This is a genomic window from Streptosporangium sp. NPDC006930 (assembly GCF_040635605.1).
Taxonomy (GTDB): domain Bacteria; phylum Actinomycetota; class Actinomycetes; order Streptosporangiales; family Streptosporangiaceae; genus Streptosporangium.
Map to the genome: position 1 here is coordinate 357,392 of NZ_JBEYID010000004.1, position 15,346 is coordinate 372,737.

Annotated in this window: 12 protein-coding genes; 5 read left to right on the top strand and 7 right to left on the bottom strand. The window is 70.3% G+C overall.

The features are described from left to right. The first annotated feature begins 298 nt into the window (after nucleotides 1-298). A complete protein-coding gene (locus ABZ664_RS10225; protein ID WP_362505994.1) occupies nucleotides 299-877 on the top strand; it encodes an ATP-dependent Clp protease proteolytic subunit in 579 nt (192 codons plus the stop codon). Nucleotides 878-1,098: 221 nt separating this feature from the next. Here the strand turns inward: ABZ664_RS10225 and ABZ664_RS10230 are convergent, their stop codons facing one another. After that, nucleotides 1,099-1,827, bottom strand: a complete 729-nt coding sequence (locus ABZ664_RS10230) for a DUF2470 domain-containing protein (RefSeq protein ID WP_362505998.1) — start codon at nucleotides 1,825-1,827, stop codon at nucleotides 1,099-1,101. Between the two features lie 88 nt (nucleotides 1,828-1,915). Between ABZ664_RS10230 and rpsD the strand changes: the two genes are divergently transcribed. Then, nucleotides 1,916-2,530 carry a 30S ribosomal protein S4 gene (gene rpsD, locus ABZ664_RS10235; protein ID WP_362506001.1) on the top strand — a complete coding sequence of 205 codons (615 nt, stop codon included), beginning with the start codon at nucleotides 1,916-1,918 and terminating at the stop codon, nucleotides 2,528-2,530. Between the two features lie 8 nt (nucleotides 2,531-2,538). Here rpsD and ABZ664_RS10240 read toward each other — a convergent pair whose 3' ends face one another. The 3 genes from ABZ664_RS10240 to ABZ664_RS10250 form a co-directional block, all read right to left on the bottom strand. Next, on the bottom strand, nucleotides 2,539-3,534 hold the full coding sequence (locus tag ABZ664_RS10240) for an ion transporter (protein ID WP_362506004.1): 996 nt from the start codon (nucleotides 3,532-3,534) through the stop codon (nucleotides 2,539-2,541). 230 nt (nucleotides 3,535-3,764) lie between these two features. Beyond that, the gene (locus ABZ664_RS10245) at nucleotides 3,765-3,998 is read right to left on the bottom strand and encodes a hypothetical protein (RefSeq protein WP_362506007.1); all 234 of its coding nucleotides are present in this window, start codon (nucleotides 3,996-3,998) and stop codon (nucleotides 3,765-3,767) included. Between the two features lie 4 nt (nucleotides 3,999-4,002). Beyond that, nucleotides 4,003-5,361, bottom strand: a complete 1,359-nt coding sequence (locus ABZ664_RS10250; RefSeq protein WP_362506326.1) for a S8 family serine peptidase — start codon at nucleotides 5,359-5,361, stop codon at nucleotides 4,003-4,005. 171 nt (nucleotides 5,362-5,532) lie between these two features. On the opposite strand from ABZ664_RS10250, the gene ABZ664_RS10255 reads away from it, so the two are divergent. After that, nucleotides 5,533-7,596 (top strand): spermidine synthase, encoded by a 2,064-nt coding sequence (locus ABZ664_RS10255; RefSeq protein ID WP_362506010.1) that lies wholly within the window; start codon nucleotides 5,533-5,535, stop codon nucleotides 7,594-7,596. A 104-nt stretch (nucleotides 7,597-7,700) separates the two neighbouring features. Here the strand turns inward: ABZ664_RS10255 and ABZ664_RS10260 are convergent, their stop codons facing one another. Further along, nucleotides 7,701-9,884 carry an LCP family protein gene (locus ABZ664_RS10260; RefSeq protein WP_362506329.1) on the bottom strand — a complete coding sequence of 728 codons (2,184 nt, stop codon included), beginning with the start codon at nucleotides 9,882-9,884 and terminating at the stop codon, nucleotides 7,701-7,703. Between the two features lie 159 nt (nucleotides 9,885-10,043). Further along, the gene (locus ABZ664_RS10265) at nucleotides 10,044-11,216 is read right to left on the bottom strand and encodes a neutral zinc metallopeptidase (RefSeq protein ID WP_362506013.1); all 1,173 of its coding nucleotides are present in this window, start codon (nucleotides 11,214-11,216) and stop codon (nucleotides 10,044-10,046) included. Nucleotides 11,217-11,981: 765 nt separating this feature from the next. Between ABZ664_RS10265 and ABZ664_RS10270 the strand changes: the two genes are divergently transcribed. Both ABZ664_RS10270 and folP read left to right on the top strand, forming a co-directional pair. Continuing rightward, nucleotides 11,982-12,851 (top strand): LysR family transcriptional regulator, encoded by an 870-nt coding sequence (locus ABZ664_RS10270; RefSeq protein WP_362506016.1) that lies wholly within the window; start codon nucleotides 11,982-11,984, stop codon nucleotides 12,849-12,851. 97 nt (nucleotides 12,852-12,948) lie between these two features. Then, nucleotides 12,949-13,782 (top strand): dihydropteroate synthase, encoded by an 834-nt coding sequence (folP, locus tag ABZ664_RS10275; protein ID WP_362506019.1) that lies wholly within the window; start codon nucleotides 12,949-12,951, stop codon nucleotides 13,780-13,782. Between the two features lie 10 nt (nucleotides 13,783-13,792). On the opposite strand, the gene ABZ664_RS10280 is transcribed toward folP, so the two are convergent. Further along, the gene (locus ABZ664_RS10280; RefSeq protein WP_362506022.1) at nucleotides 13,793-15,253 is read right to left on the bottom strand and encodes an aspartate aminotransferase family protein; all 1,461 of its coding nucleotides are present in this window, start codon (nucleotides 15,251-15,253) and stop codon (nucleotides 13,793-13,795) included. Nucleotides 15,254-15,346: the final 93 nt, after the last annotated feature.

Sequence of the window (15,346 nt, forward strand, 5' to 3'; positions counted from 1 at the left end):
GGGGCGCGGGGGGGGGGGGGGCCGGCCCCCCCCCCCCCGCCCGGGGCGCCCCCCGCGGGGGGGGCCCCGCCCCCCCGCCGGGGGGCCCCCCCCCCCCGGCCGGGAAACGATCGCGTCCAGCGAGAACGGCCGCTCCGGCCGGGCGGCGACCGCGCCCGGCAGGAAAACGAAATGAGGGATGCTGCGCTTTCAGCGAAAAGCGCTGACAGCGAACGAACGGAAAACGCGGCTCCCTGCTGGACTATGGTCGCGGGTATTCGTTTATTAGCAAACCTCGGGTTCGGAGTAGGTGGAAGACATGAGCGGTCCCCAGATCGTCCCCGAAGACCAGCTGTATCAGAGGCTGCTGCGCAAGCGGATCGTCGTGCTCGGCAGTGAGGTGAACGACGAGGTCGCCAACCGGATCTGCGGGGAGTTGCTTCTGCTCTCCGCCGACGACGACCGTCGCGACATCTGGCTCTACATCAACTCACCCGGTGGCTCGGTGTCGGCCGGAATGGCCATCTACGACGTGATGCAGTACGTCCCCAACGACGTGGCCACCGTGGGCATGGGCATCGCGGGGTCCATGGGGCAGTTCCTGCTCTGCTCCGGCGCTCCCGGAAAGCGCTACGTCCTGCCGCACGCCAGAGTGATCATGCACCAGCCCTCGGGAGGCCTCGGGGGCACGGCCGCCGACATCGCCATCCAGGCCGAGCAGATGCTCTACACCAAGCAGATGATGCGCGAGCGGATCGCCTTCCACACCGGCCAGTCGCTGGAGCGGATCGAGGAGGACTGGGATCGCGACCGCTGGTTCACCGCCACCGAGGCCAGAGACTACGGCTTCGTCGACCAGGTGATCAAAAACACCAGCGAGGTGGTGTCCGAAGGCTGACCTGCCGTTTCCGAGGGCGATTTCCTCCCGGGGGGTATTTCACTCCGGGAGCGATCGCGCTTTCGGAGTGGTTTCCTGTTGCCTCTCCGCGTATTTCGCATGGAATGGTCTGGCGCCATTTTCGGCCTCGCTCGGAAATGGCGCCACGCGATAAAAACGGTGCCGCGCGATGAATCGTCGCCTTTGGGGTCGTCGAGGGGCCGTCGGCCGGTTTTGCCGCGTCAGTGTCGGCAGAGCAGGCAGCGTACGGCGTGTTCGAGGGACTCCGCGTCGCCGATGGGCGAGGGCCATGGAAGCCGGATCAGCGTCGGGTCGCTGTCGACGCCGCAGCGGACGGTCGCCCCGAAGCGGTCGAGCTCCCAGAGCCAGGCCTCCGGCGCCGGTGCGGCGAGCAGGGAGACGAGCGCGGCCTCCAACTGCCGGCGGTGGGAGCCGTTGATGTGGTGGAGCATGCGCTCGGCGTCGTCCATCAGAGGGTCGGGGGCTGCGCCCAGATACTCCTCGGCGTCCAGCAGGCCTGACTCCGGCCCGGTGAGATAGATCACCCTGCCGACGTCGACGCGGATCAGCCGAGGGCCGTCCATCCCCTCCAGCGTCTCGAACAGGGCCTCGTCCGGGCAGCGTTCGGCGATCGCCACCGCCGTCTCCCTCACCTCGGCCTCGGGCACCGCCTGCGCCCAGCCCTGCACCTTGAGCAGGCCCCGCGAGAGCTCGTGCCCTCCCAGTGAGCGGGTCGACGTCAGATCCACGGTCACCACGGGCTCGTCTCGCACGTCATGGAGCGGATCGCCGGGCAGGACGAGCAGCACGGGTCGCCCGGCGCCGTCCACGCCGCCCCTGGCGGGTGTCGCGGGAGCGTTGGTTCCGGAGACGGACACGTGGGTGGGAGCGGCGGTGGCTGCGAGGGTGCGGACCCGCTCGGGGATCGGCGGAGCGGTGACGGGCTGCATGAACCGGCTCTCCTTGAGGTCGGGGACACTGCTGTGTGTAAGATTAGCCTTGCCTAACTAAGGTAAACCTAACCACAGGGGAGTGAGTATGCGCTACACCGGGCCGAAGGTGCGTCTTTCTCGGAGGGCCGGCGTGCCGCTGACCCGCAAGGCCGTCCGATACTTCGAGGAGCGCCCCTACCCGCCGGGTGAGCACGGTCGCAAGACCAACCGGCGGCAGACCGGTGACTACGGGCTGCGGTTGATGGAGAAGCAGAAGCTCCGCTGGTACTACGACGTCTCCGAGCGGCAGATGCGTCGCTACTGGGACATGGCGCTGCGCGGCACCGGGCGGGCGGGCGCGGAGCTGGTGGTGCTGCTGGAGACGCGCCTCGCCTCTCTCGTCCTGCGCTCAGGCCTCGCCCCGTCCATCTACGCGGCCCGCCAGTACGTCGCCCACGGCCACATCACCGTGGACGGCCGCAAGGTCGACATCCCCAGCTACCTCGTCAAGCCGGGCCAGGTCGTCGCGGTGCGCGAGAGGTCACGCCGGATGCAGCCGTTCGTCGCGGCGTCCGAGGGCGTGTACGCGGATGACCGGACGGCCGCCTACCTCGACGTCGACCACGCCGACCTCCGGTTCACCCTTTTCAGCCGCCCGCTGCGCGAGCAGGTCGTGGTCCCGGTGGACGAGCAGCTCGTGGTGGAGTTCTACTCGCGCTGACCCGGCGCCTATCCGCGCCGCCGGCCCGCCGCCTTCCGGGCGGCGGGCTTTCTCACGCCGCCGTTCGTCGCGCCCTTCGAACCCGAGCCGTTCTTTCCCTCGGAACCGTTCTTCCCCCCGGAGCCTGAACCGTTCCCTCCCCCGGAGTTCGCGCCGTTCTTCCCTGCGGAGCCCGAGTCGCCGTTCGCCGTGCCCTTCGCCCCCGCGGTGCCGTTCATCGGCGCCGGGACCCGGTCCCGCAACTCCCGCACCTCGGCCCGGAGCGAGGCCAGTTCGGCGAGCACGGTCCTGCCCAGTTCCTCGGTCGCCTGTACGGACTCCTCGGCGTGCTCCTCCTCCATCGCGCTGACCACCACCGCGATGAACAGGTTCAGCACCACGAAGGTGCACACCAGCATGAACACCACGAAGAACAGCCACGCCGACGGATGCTCGTCCATCACCTCCCTGGTGATGTCGGACCAGGCGTCCCCGGTCATCATCTGGAACAGGGTGAACAGCGAGGTGGGCAGGTCGCCGAAGTACTCGGGGGCGGTGACGTGGTAGAGCTTCGTGCTCATCACCGCCGCGACGTAGAGCACCAGTGCCAGCAGCAGCACGATCGAGCTCATCCCCGGTAGTGCCGTGAGCAGCGCGGTCACCACCCGGCGCAGGCTGGGCAGCACGGAGATGAGCCGTAGCGCCCGCAGGATGCGCAGCGCGCGCAGCACCGAGAGCCCGCCCGCCGTGGGGAGCAGCGAGACCGCCACGATCACGGTGTCGAAGAGGCTCCACGGGTTGCGGAAGAACCGCCAGCCGTAGGCGTACAGCTTGGCGGCGAGTTCGGCGACGAAGATGTAGAGGGCGAGGTGGTCGACGGCGGCGAGCACCGCGCCGTACGGCTCGGCGAGCGTCGCCGAGGTCTCCAGCCCGAGCGTGACCGCGTTGATCACGATGACGGTGATGATGAACTGCTGGAAACGGTGCGTTTCGAGCAGGCGGCGGAGACGCTCGCGCGGTGGCACGGGGACTCCCGGAAGTCGGAAAGGCCAAGGACAAGCAAAGATCATAACGGACCGGTGAAGACCGAAATCCGCCTTTCGTAAGGCGAGATATCCCAAAATATTTGATCTTTGTGGTACGGGAACGCTCCGTGCCGGGAAGAGGGTGCCGAACCACTGCTTACGGCTCTGCCCCGGTGCCCCGTCCGGCGGGCGGAGGGGCAGGGGGCCGTCCCGTCCGGCGAGCGCGGTGTTCAGTGCGGAGGGCCGTACGGCTCGATCCTCGGGTCCGAGTAGGGGCCGCCGCCCGCCTTCGGGTCGACCCGGCGGGCGGCGGCCTCGCTCACCCGCAGGCCGTACAGGCCCTGGTCGGGGTCGATGAGCACCAGGCCGTAGTCGGTGTCGACGTCCTCCTCGGGCAGCTTCAGGTGCCGCATGGCCTGCGCGAGCGTGGCGTCGGGCGGAAGCCGTACGGTGATCAGGAGCATGCACTCACGCTACGCGCCTGGCGCGGCGTCGCAACGAGGCGAGCATCCCGGGGGTGTCGACGACTCCGTAGCCGTAGTCGTGGTCGAACCCGATGTCGCCGTGGTCGTCGGCGGTGCGCCGGAGCAGGGTGCGCAGCTGGGAGGGTGACAGACGGGAGGAGGGCCACAGGGTGCGGATGGCCGCGACGAGCCCGGCGACGACGGGGCACGCGGCCGAGGTGCCCGAGTCGGCCTCGTCGTCGCCGAAGGCCCGCGAGCCGGAGAAGTGGGTGAAGGCGCAGAGATCGGGCTTTCTCGCGGTGAGGCGGCCGGGGCCCTGCGAGGAGTAGCCGACCCGCTCGCCACGGATGTCGACTCCGCCGACCGACAGGACGCGCGGGTGGGAGTTGGCGCCCGTGATCGGTCGGTTGGCGTACGCGCACCGGCCGTCGGGGCAGTCGCGCCCGCAGTTTCCCGCGGCGAACAGCACGTCGGCGCCCGCCCGCTCCAGGCTGGAGACGATCAGGTTGAACGGGTGGGCGGGGTTGTCGGAGTAGTTGCCGGGATGGCCTGCGGGGAAGTCCCAGGTGGGGGAGAAGGAGCCCCAGCTGTTGGTGACGACGAGGGAGCGTGAGGCCGCGGGCTGGTCTTCGAGGACGGTGCGCAGGTGGGCGAAGGCGGCGACCGCGTCCGACAGCAGGCCGTCCAGCGCCGAGCCGCCCGGACGCCGGGAGAGCAGCACGGGCACGTCGATCAGCGACGCCCTCGGGGCGGCGATGAGCGCGTCGAAGGCGCACATCGTGCCGTGGTCGACGGGGAACTCGCCCGCCTCGCCCCGCACCCCCGACGGCTTCCAGCTGCGCTGGGCGTCGAGGGCCACGCCGCGGTCGAGCTGCCGGGCCACGTGCGCGGCGTTGATGCCGCTGTCGAGCACCGCGAGCGCGACGCCCGAGCCGTCGAGGCCCTCGCGCGCCAGCTCGGGGACGTGGAGCAGCCGCTCCACGTCGCGCCAGTCGCCCACCGGTGGCGTTCCGCCGCAGGTGAGGCTCCGCTGGATCATCGGGTCGGCGAAGACCCCAACCACGTCGGGACGCAGCGAGGGCAGCAGGGTGATCCGGGTGGAGATCTCGTCGTCGGAGATCTCCCCGCGGACCAGGACGGAGGCCTCGTCGTCGGCGAAGGAGAACGTGAGCGGCTGGTTGAGCGAGAGGGGATCGCCCCCGGCGAGGGGGACCGGGCGGGGAGCGACGACAGGGGTGAAGGAGGGGTCCACGACGACCCCGGGCAACGCGTCGGCGACGTCGGCCGCCGTCGTGCTCACCGAGGGGTCGGCCACGGCCGCCACGACGTCGGGGGATGGACGGAGCTGGAGCAGGACCCGCATGTGCACCACCGGGACTTGAGAGGATCGGGTTCCACCACGTTCCTGCATCCGCCTCGATCGCGTCCAGCCGTTGAAACCACCCCCTATCTGGTCTCATGGCAGGTAACCCACACAAACGACAGGGATGGATTTCCTTCCCTGCGCGGGTGCCGGTGACTAGCGTTGGGCGGCATGACCGCAGAGGCGGAGACGACTCCACCCCCCACCCCAGATGTCCGGCACACCCACTGGCTGAGCACACGGCCCAGACTGATCGTCGCCAGTGGGTTCATGCTCTTCCTGGAGCTGGCCCTGATCCGGTGGACCGGATCGAACATCGTTCATCTGAGTTATTTCACCAACTTCGTCCTGTTGGGATCCTTTCTCGGTATCGGACTCGGCTTCCTCCGGGTAGGACGCACCACCCGGCAGCCGTACTACTCGCCGATCGTGCTCGCCGTCCTGGTGCTGGTCGTGTGGCTCTTCCCGGTCACCGTGGACCGCCAGACCGAGGGGGTCCTGTACTGGACGAGCCTGAGCGAGAGCGGGCCGCCCGCCTGGCTGATCCTGCCGGTGATCTTCGCCGCGGCGGCGATCGTGCTGATGGGCCCGGCCGAGCTGGTCGGGCGGTGCTTCCCCGAGCTGGAACGGCTGGAGGCCTACCGCTACGACCTGATCGGCAGCCTCGGCGGCATCGCGCTGTTCACCGCGCTGTCGTTCCTCAGCGCGCCCCCGGTGGTGTGGGGGGTGATCGCCGCGGTCGCCTACGCGGTGCTGCTCTGGCCCCGCAAGGTCTGGGCCCGCGCGGCGCTGCTCGTGCCGTCGCTCATCGTCGTCGGGGTCCTCGCGACGGAGTCGCTGACGGCCGGGGCGCTGTGGTCGCCCTACTACAAGGTGACCTACGTGCGCGGCTACTGGAACGACGTGCCGCTGATGGACATCAAGGTCAACGGCATCCCGCACCAGCAGGCCAGCCCGGCCAAGAGCCGCCTGGAGTGGGAACGCCAGTACGCCCTGCCGTACGAGCGCGCGACCTCGGGCAAGCTGGACGACGTGCTGATCGTGGGCGCGGGCAGCGGCACCGACGTGTCGATCGCGCTGTCGAAGGGCGCCAAGCGCGTGGACGCCGTGGAGATCGACCCCAAACTGCTCGAACTCGGCCGCTCCTACCACCCCGACAGTCCGTACAGCGACCCCCGCGTCACCGCCCACGTCACCGACGGCCGCGCCTTCCTGGAACGGACCTCCGACAAGTACGACCTCATCCTCTTCGCGCTGCCCGACTCGCTCACCCTGGTGTCCGGGGCGAGTTCGCTGCGGCTGGAGAGCTACCTGTTCACCCAGCAGGCGATGGAGGCGGCGAGGGACCACCTCAAGCCGGGCGGCACCTTCTCGATGTACAACTACTACCGTGAGACCTGGCTGGTGGACCGCCTCGGCTCCACCATGCAGGCCGCCTTCGGCCACAAGCCCTGCGTCGACATCGTCAGCGAGACCGGCCAGCAGGCGGTGATCACCGCGGGGCTCACCGCCGAGGCGCAGCGCTGCGACTCCGAATGGGCGGGGGCGAAGGCCGACACCCCGCCGCCGAGTGGTGACGACCGGCCCTTCCTCTACCTGAAGGACCGGACGATCCCGCAGATCTACATCATCACCCTCGGCCTGATCCTCATCGTCAGCCTGCTCGCCGTCCGCGCCGTCGCCGGTCCCTACCGGCGGATGCGCCCGTACGCCGACCTCTTCCTGCTCGGGGTGGCGTTCCTGCTGCTGGAGACGAAGAGCGTGACCGGGTTCGCGCTGCTGTTCGGCACCACCTGGGTGGTGAACGCGATCGTGTTCGGAGGGGTGCTGGTCGCCGTGCTCGCCGCGGTGGAGGTGACCCGCCGCTTCAGGGTGCCGTCCCTGCCCGTGATGTACGGCGTGCTGCTCGCGGGGCTGGTCCTCGCCTGGCTGGTGCCCAACTCGTGGCTGCTGAGCCTGCCGCTGCCGGTGCGCGCGGTGGCGGCCGTGGTCGTGGCGTTCCTGCCGATCTTCGCGGCCAACGTGGTGTTCGCCAAGCGCTTCGCCGACTCCGCGGACGCCACCGTGTCCTTCGGCGCGAACCTGCTGGGCGCGATGGTCGGAGGTTGCCTGGAGTATCTGGCGCTGGTCATCGGCTACCAGGCACTGCTGATCGTGGCGGGCCTGGTCTATCTGGGGGCCTTCGTCCTGCTGCCCAGGACCGCGAGGGGCGTCGGAGCGGCCAAGGTCGGCTGAGCCCGGCCGGCTCCGGGGGAAAAACGTGTGGCCCGTCCTCCTTCGCGGAGGGCGGGCCACATACGTGCGGGGTGGTCGGCGACGAAGCCGGTCACGTGGGGCGGTCAGAACCCGCAGAGCTCGTCCAGGGACGCGGCCTCGCCCTTGCCGTTCGGGGTGGGCGTCTGGCTCGGCTTGGCCACCGCCGTCCTGGAGGGCTTGGGTGTGGCGGTGGGCGTCGATCCGCTCGCACCGCTCGTGCCGGGGGAGGCCGTCGCGGCGAGGGGGCGGCGGGCGGGCTGCAGTGACTGGCGCAGCGTCCTGGCGGTCGCGGCACGGATCTTCTGCCAGTCGGGGGAGCCGGTGTAGAACTCCGGCGGCACGAACTGGAGGCTCACGATCCTCGCGTCCTTGACCTTCAGCCCCAGCTCGGTGATGTGCTCGAGCAACTCGCGAGGGATGTCGGTCTTGGCCATCTTCTTGGCCACGTTCGCGATCTTGACGAAGTTGGTGAGCACGACCGACGGGGTGGCCTGCTGGGTGAAGGCGCCGATGACGCAGCGCTGGCGGGCCATCCGGGAGAAGTCGTCGCTGCCGACGCGGGAGCGCCCGTACCAGAGGGCCTCCTCGCCGGTGAGCTTCCGGTATCCGGCCTTGATGGTCCCCGCGGTGCCGTAGAGGCCGCCCCAGGGGACGTCGCTCTCCACCCTGATCCTGAGACCGCCGATGGCGTCCACCAGGTGGGCGAAACCGAACATGTTGACCAGGGCGTAGTAGTCGATCTTCAGGTTGAGCGTGTAGCCGATCGCGTCCATGAGGGCCCGGGGGCCTCGATGGCCGTCCTTCACGTCGGGCATGAGCTCGGGGTGGTCCTCGGCGTACTGCCAGACCTCGTTGAGCAGGCCACCGTTGGGCAGCTCGCGCATGAAGCCCTCGGGGAACCGCTTGCCGAGCGGGGTGTTCGGCGGGAAGCGGACGTGCTGGAGGTTGCGAGGGAGGCTGAACATGGCGGTGTTGCCGGTCGCGACGTGCACGCTGGCCATGGTCATGCTGTCGGTCCGCACGCCCTCCCGGTTTCCGGCGCCGTCGCCGCCGACGAGCAGGAAGTTCACCCGCTTGCGCCCGCCCCACGGGTCCTCGTGCTTGACGGGAGCCGCCGTGGGGTTGGCCGAGGCGCTCTCGAAGATGCTGTTGGCCGCGTCCTTGACGGTCAGCACGGTGCTCGCGGTCAATGCGAACGGCGCCATCACCGACACGCACAGCACGCCGACCGCGACACCCGACACGATCTGTCCCCTGCCGCTGAGCCGGTCGGGCCCGAGGGAGACGTAGGAGAAGAGCACCAGCAGGAACCAGGCGATCGCGCCGACGATGGCGAGGACCGCTCCGGTCATCAGCGTGCTGTCGCGGGCGACGAAGCCCGCGTTTCCCTCACCGCTGAGGACGAGCGCGCCGACCAGGGCGGCGAGCAACAGCGCGCCGAAGATCGTGAGGAGGATGTACCCGGTGCGGCGGTGTCCCGCCCGCAGGTGCGCCGCGCCGGGGAGGAGCGCCGACAACGCGGTCCAGCCGATGAGCGCGCCGACCGTCATCGGCTTGGCGAACCGCGGCCGCTTCCCGGGCGGCCCGGGAGGGGCAGGGGGACCGGGGGGCGGTCCTCCGCTCTGGCCAGGTCCCCCGCTCTGGCCCGGTCCTCCACCCTGGCCCGGTCCTCCGGGACGGCTCGGCCCTCCGGTCTGGGCTGCTCCCTGAGGCTGAGCCGGCCCCGCGGTCCGGTCGGGCCGCGGGGCCGCTCCGGCCTGCGAGGGAGAGGCCGCCTCGGTCTCGGGCGTACCCCGGGAAGGAAGGGATTCCTGCGCGTTGTGCGTGGCCTGCCCGTCGCGTACGACATTCGGGTGAAGCGTCTCCTGCCCGTCGCGTACGTCGTGGGGGGAGGGTGCCTTCGGCCCGTTGTGCGCGCCCTGAGGGGAGCGCGCCTCCTGCCCGTCGGTGGCGCCCCGTACGCCGGGCCGGGTCTGCGGGGGTGTTCCCCGCCCGTCCGGCACGCTCTGGACCTGGCCGGGAGCCGTCCGGAGCCCGCTCGCGTCCCTGGAGGGGGGCGCGCTCTGCCCGGAGGGAGCGCCCTGGGCCTGTGGCGTGCCGGGTGGAGCGGAGGGGGACTGCGTCTCGGCCGGCCCCTGCGCGCCGCCACGACCCGCACCTTGGCCGCCGCCGCGGCCCGCACCCTGGCCACCGCTGCGGCGCCGGGGGCGCCGTTTCCCGTTCCCACTGTCGCCGGCGAGATCCCCCGAGTCTTGCCCAAGGCGCATCGTCACATCGCTTCCTACTACGTCTTGCCCCGGTCTACCTGGCAAAACAGCCAAGGTTCCCCGATTGAACGGAATTTGCCAGGATTCTAGTCCCCATACCTGGACATGACAGACAGATAGCTAATCTGTGGTGAATGATCGTTTAAGTCGTGATGTTATCTAAGACGTCGCCGAAGACGGCGCCAACCAGGTGTTGCACTGGAACGTCTTGTTCTTCTCGTAGCCCTGACGGAACCACCGATGGTTGTTCGCCGGGGAGCCGTGGTCACGGGGGTAGCCGGGCCAGTCGCCCACGCGGGAGTAGAAGTAGTAGAGGGTGTTGCGCCGGGCGGGGGTCACCGGATAGCTGGCCGAGACCGAGCGCATGAACATCGCGCCGAAGCAGGTCGCCTGGAGCTCGAACCGGCGGCTGAGCGCGAGCCTTCCGCTCTGACCGCTGGAGCGGAGCGACCTCTGCCACCAGGTGTTGGACAACCCCGACAGATGCTGCACGTGGTGCCCGTACTCGTGCGCCATCATGCTGACGACCCCGCCGTGCCAGTCGGTGATGGAGCCGTACCCGCCGGAGTTGCCGACCCCTCGCACCATCGCCCTGGTCGAGGCGTAGATGGTGGTGTTGCGCGGGCAGTAGTAGGGCACCATGCCGCCCGGCGAGGGGAAGTCGCCGCAGGCGCCGCGGCCCTTCGTCGCGGTGAGGGCGTAGCCGGGCGGACGCCAGTCCATGCCCTGCTCGCGCATGATCTGGGACCAGCCCTTGTCCATGCACTTGGAGGTCTTGAGGATCAGTGCCTTGAGCTGACTGTGGCTGTAGATGCTGGCCGATCCCGCCGGGCAGTTCACCCTGGGAAGCCCTCCGGCCCGGTAGAGCGTGTTCTTCTCCAAGCTGGTGTTGAGCGCCCGCGCCCTGGTCGGGGGCGTGACCGTGTCCTTTGAGGCGTCGGAGGAGGTCGTCGTCCGCCTCGGCTCGCTGGAGGCGGTCCGCGCGGGCTTCGCGGTGGGCCTGCCGTCCAGGGAGGTGGGCGGCGGCGAGATCGCGACCGGCGAGACCGAATCCGAGCGGCGGCTGTTCTTGGCCACCGCGCCCATCACCACGAGCCCGAGGAAGACCAGCGCGAACACGCCGAGGAACCCGCCGACGATCGCTCCGGCGCCGCTGGAACGAGAGCGCTGCGGCTGCCACTGCGGCGGCGGGTAGGCGTGCCGCTGCCGGAGGTCCGGTGGTGGCGGGGCCGGATGGCCGTATGGCGGTGGTGGCGGGGCCGGATGACCGTACGGCGATGGTGGCTGGGGTGGATGACCGTACGGCGTCTGACCCCCGGGCAGTGTGGGCATATGCCGGTATCCCTGTGCCGGCGGCGGCTGCTGCGGGCGCGCCGGCGGGGGCGGGAACCGGGGCGGATATCCGGAGGGCGGTGGCTGGGGGTGGCCCTGGGGCGGGCTCGGCTGACGGGAGGCGGGGGGATACCCGTAGCCGGGAGGGAATCCCTGTCCTGGCGGCGACGCCGGGTGGCTCCCGTGCCCCGGCGGCGACGCTGGATGGTTTCCCTGTCCCGGTGGTGCCGGTGCGTATCCGGCCTGTCCCGACGGTGGTGCCGGCGGATATCCGGCTTGTCCCGACGGATATCCGGCCTCTCCCGGAGGCGGTACCGGAGGGTTTCCCTGTCCCGGCGAGGGGTGCCCCTGCTCCGGGTACATGGGCAGGATGAGCGTATGCGGATAGCCCTGCCCCGGCGGCGACGGGTGTCCCTGCCCCGGCGACGCCGAACGGCCTCCCTGTCCCGGTTGCTGCTGCGGATACCCCGGCGGTGGCGGCTGGGGGTGGCCGTGAGCCGCCCACACGGGCGGCTCCTGAGGTGGTTGCCCCCGAGGTGGAGGGGGCGGTGGAGGATGTTGTCCGTTGCCTGTCACGCTGTCTCCCCGTTAACCCGAGCGTCCGATATGAGCTACAGGTCCGGACTTTTGCCGAATTTGGGGCGTAAGCATACTGATTTATCATCCGTCACGGATGTCGCTGCATTCGATTACATTCCGAAATCATCCGAGGTGATCTCCGCTATGTACCGGACCGATCCAGGGCCCGTGACCTAGCTTCAAACCATGAATCTGCAGCAGCTCCGCTATGTGGTCGCGACGGCGGAGCATCGCACCATGACCGACGCGGCCAGGTCGCTGTACATCGCACAACCTGCCCTTTCCCGTGCGATCAGGGATTTGGAACGAGAACTCGGGATGACGTTGTTCGCACGTTCCGGACGTGGCGTGGTCGTCACGGCACAGGGACGCCGGGTGGTCAAGCTGGCCCGGGAGGCACTCGACGCCGTCCGCGAGATCGAGTCACTGTCCACGCACGGCCACGCGTCCGAGGCGGAGCTCCGCATCGCCTCGATACCCAGCCTCGAACCGGGGCTGGCAGGACGCCTCCTCCCCGCGTACACCGCGGAACATCCCGGGGTACGCATTCACATCGTCCGCTGTGACGGGCGGGACGGCGTGGTGAGCGCCATCAGGGACCAACGGGCCGATCTCGGCCTGACGGACCTGCCCGTCCCCACCGATCTGGTCAGCCACCCGCTGGAGCGCCAGGAGATCGTGCTGATCTCCCCGCCCGGCGTGGACCTGCCCGACCCGGTGCCGATGAGGAGACTCAACGGCATGCGGCTGGTGCTGCCGGTTCCCGGCAGTTCCCGGCGCAGGGAGTTCGACGCGCTCTTCGCCAAGCACGGTGTGGTCCCCGTGGTGGCGACGCAGCTCGACGAGCGCGGCAACTGGCTGAGCACCGTCCGTTCGGGTACGGCCTCGATGCTCTGGTACCGGGGAATGGCCGAGCAGGCCTCCCGCGCCGGGCTCGTGGTCCGCACCCTCGATCCCTCGGTCCGCCGGGTGATCGCCATCGTTCACGCGCGACGGCGGCTGCCCGCCATCGCCCAGGAGTTCCTGTCCGTGGCCGAAAGTGGGTCGGCCGCGTAAGGACCCTGTGGTTCGTTGGTTTTCCCAGATTTCCCCCAGAGGCGGCGCAGGTGGGAGCGCCGTCCTCTCCGACACCGGGGCTATAGGCTCGGTCTCGATGACTATCCTGCGCCTGCGTGGCCGTGAGTTCCGGCCCGGCGAGTTCGCGATCATGGCGGTGGTCAACCGCACCCCCGACTCCTTCTTCGACAGGGGAAGGACGTACGGCTTCGCGGCGGCCCTGGAGGCGGTGGACGGTGCCGTCGCGGGAGGCGCGGACATCGTCGACATCGGCGGTGTGAAGGCGGGTCCCGGCGACGAGGTCGATCCCGCCGAGGAGATCCGCCGGGTGGCCGACCTGGTCGCCGAGGTCAGGCGCCGTCATCCCCGGCTCATCGTCAGCGTCGACACCTGGCGCGCCGAGGTCGCCGAGGTCGTCGCCGAGGCGGGCGCGGACCTTCTCAACGACACCTGGGGCGGGGTGGACCCTGAGCTGGCAGGAGTCGCCGCCAGGCACGGCATCGGCCTGGTCTGCGCACACGCCGGGCGCGTGACCCCGCGCACCCGCCCGCACCGCATCGCCTACGCCGACGTGGTCGCCGACGTCATCGGCTACACCGTCGACCTCGCGGAGCGCGCCGTCGCCGCGGGGGTGCACAGGGAGTCGATCCTCATCGACCCGGCGCACGACTTCGGCAAGAACACCTGGCACTCCCTGGAGGTCAGCCGCCGCCTGGACGAGATGGTCGCCACCGGCTGGCCGGTGCTCGTCGCGGTCTCCAACAAGGACTTCGTCGGAGAGACCCTCGGCGGCCTGCCGGTGGACGAACGCCATGCCGGGACCATGGCCACGCTGGCGGTCTCCGCCTGGCAGGGCGCCCGGGTCTTCCGCGTCCACGACGCCGCCTCCGCCCGCGCCGCCCTGGCCACCGTCGAAAGACTGCGCCGGTGACGCCGGTGGATCAGGAATAGATGACGGAGAGGAAGCGGATCAGGATCGCCTCTCGCCGATCGGCGGGAAGGGCGTCGAGAACCGCGTTGACCACGGCCATCTCCGGCTGCCCGGAGCCGCCCAGGTCCACCCCGACCGCGGACGCCAGCTCACCGAAGGCGGCGTCGTCGAGCGCGTCCAGATCCAGGCCCGCCACCAGCTCCACCAGCCCTTCCGGCAGCTTGGCGGGACCCCGCTCTCGCGCGGCCTCCACGGCTTCCGCGATCACTTCCAGCATCGCCTCGACGCCTCGCAGTGTCACCCCGGTCACCGTGATGTGGATGTTGGCCGGGATGCCCGCGTAGGACAGCTGCGGCTGCAGGAACCACCCGCGCCTCCTCGCCTCGTCCGACAGCACGAACACGTCCACCCCGTCACCGTCGGAGTCCCCGCCGGAGTCCCCGCCGGAGTCTCCGTCGGAGCCGAAGGCGACGAGCGCCGACTCCGGGTCACCGAGCACCCGCAGCCCGGGGATCTTCGCGATGCCCGCGCGGAGCTCGCGGGCCGCCGCCAGGGTGGTGCGGCCGAGCTCCAGGTAGCCCTCCCTGCCGAGGGCCTGAAGGGTGGCCCACGCGCCGCCCAGCGGGCCCGCGGACTTCGAACTCTGCACGGTGGCGTTGATCACCGTGTAGCCGGGCCACGACGCCGAGGCGAAGTACGCCCGCCGTCTCATCGCCGGGTCGGCGAACAGCACGACCGAGGCGCCCTTGGGGGCGTAGCCGAACTTGTGCAGGTCGCACGAGAGCGAGGTGACCCCGGGTACCGACAGGTCGAAGGGCGGGATGTCCGCCCCGGCCTCGCGCAGCCACGGCAGCAGCCACCCGCCCACGCAGGCGTCCACGTGGCACGGCACGCCACGCGCGGCGGCGATTCCGGCGATCCGGGCGACCGGGTCGATCACGCCCTGCGGGTAGGACGGAGCCGAGGCGACCACCAGAACGGTGTCCTCGGTGATCGCGGCCTCGACGTCGGAGGGGGAGGCGCGGAAGGTCACCGGGTCCACCGGCACGGCGTCCACCACGAGCCCCAGGTAGTGCGCGGCCTTGTGGAAGGCCGGGTGCGCGGTCACCGGGACCGCCATCCGGGGGCGCCCTTCGGTCTTCCGCGCGTCCCGCGCCGCCTTCACCGCCAGCATGATCGACTCGGTGCCGCCGCTGGTGAAGATGCCCGACCCACCACCGAGCAGATCGGCGACCGCGCCGACGACCTGTTTCTCCATCTCCACCACGCTGGGGAAGGCCGTCGGGTCGAGGGTGTTGACCTCCAGCATCTCGAAGTAGGCCCTGGCGGCGGCCTCGTGCACCTCGGGCCGCCCGGTGTCGTAGACGTACGCGGTCACCTTGCCGCCGCGCACCGGCAGGTCCTCCCGCTTGAGGCGGGTGATCTCGGCCAGCAGTTCCTCGGTGCTGCGGCCCTTGTCAGGCAGGCTCATCGCTCTCCTCGGGGGTACGGCTCGCGCGGGCCGGAAGGGAGCGGCCCGCGAGGGCCGCCGGGAAAATGCCAGCATCACACGAATCGACCCGTG

Excerpts from the sequence above, each read along its gene's own strand:
- ABZ664_RS10230 (WP_362505998.1), bottom strand. The coding sequence starts at position 1,827 with ATGCAGCCCGTCACCGCTCCGCCGATCCCCGAGCGGGTCCGCACCCTC.
- ABZ664_RS10270 (WP_362506016.1), top strand. The coding sequence starts at position 11,982 with ATGAATCTGCAGCAGCTCCGCTATGTGGTCGCGACGGCGGAGCATCGC.
- rpsD (WP_362506001.1), top strand. The coding sequence starts at position 1,916 with ATGCGCTACACCGGGCCGAAGGTGCGTCTTTCTCGGAGGGCCGGCGTG.
- ABZ664_RS10245 (WP_362506007.1), bottom strand. The coding sequence starts at position 3,998 with ATGCTCCTGATCACCGTACGGCTTCCGCCCGACGCCACGCTCGCGCAG.
- ABZ664_RS10250 (WP_362506326.1), bottom strand. The coding sequence starts at position 5,361 with ATGCGGGTCCTGCTCCAGCTCCGTCCATCCCCCGACGTCGTGGCGGCC.
- folP (WP_362506019.1), top strand. The coding sequence starts at position 12,949 with ATGACTATCCTGCGCCTGCGTGGCCGTGAGTTCCGGCCCGGCGAGTTC.
- ABZ664_RS10260 (WP_362506329.1), bottom strand. The coding sequence starts at position 9,884 with ATGCGCCTTGGGCAAGACTCGGGGGATCTCGCCGGCGACAGTGGGAAC.
- ABZ664_RS10255 (WP_362506010.1), top strand. The coding sequence starts at position 5,533 with ATGACCGCAGAGGCGGAGACGACTCCACCCCCCACCCCAGATGTCCGG.
- ABZ664_RS10225 (WP_362505994.1), top strand. The coding sequence starts at position 299 with ATGAGCGGTCCCCAGATCGTCCCCGAAGACCAGCTGTATCAGAGGCTG.
- ABZ664_RS10265 (WP_362506013.1), bottom strand. The coding sequence starts at position 11,216 with ATGCCCACACTGCCCGGGGGTCAGACGCCGTACGGTCATCCACCCCAG.
- ABZ664_RS10280 (WP_362506022.1), bottom strand. The coding sequence starts at position 15,253 with ATGAGCCTGCCTGACAAGGGCCGCAGCACCGAGGAACTGCTGGCCGAG.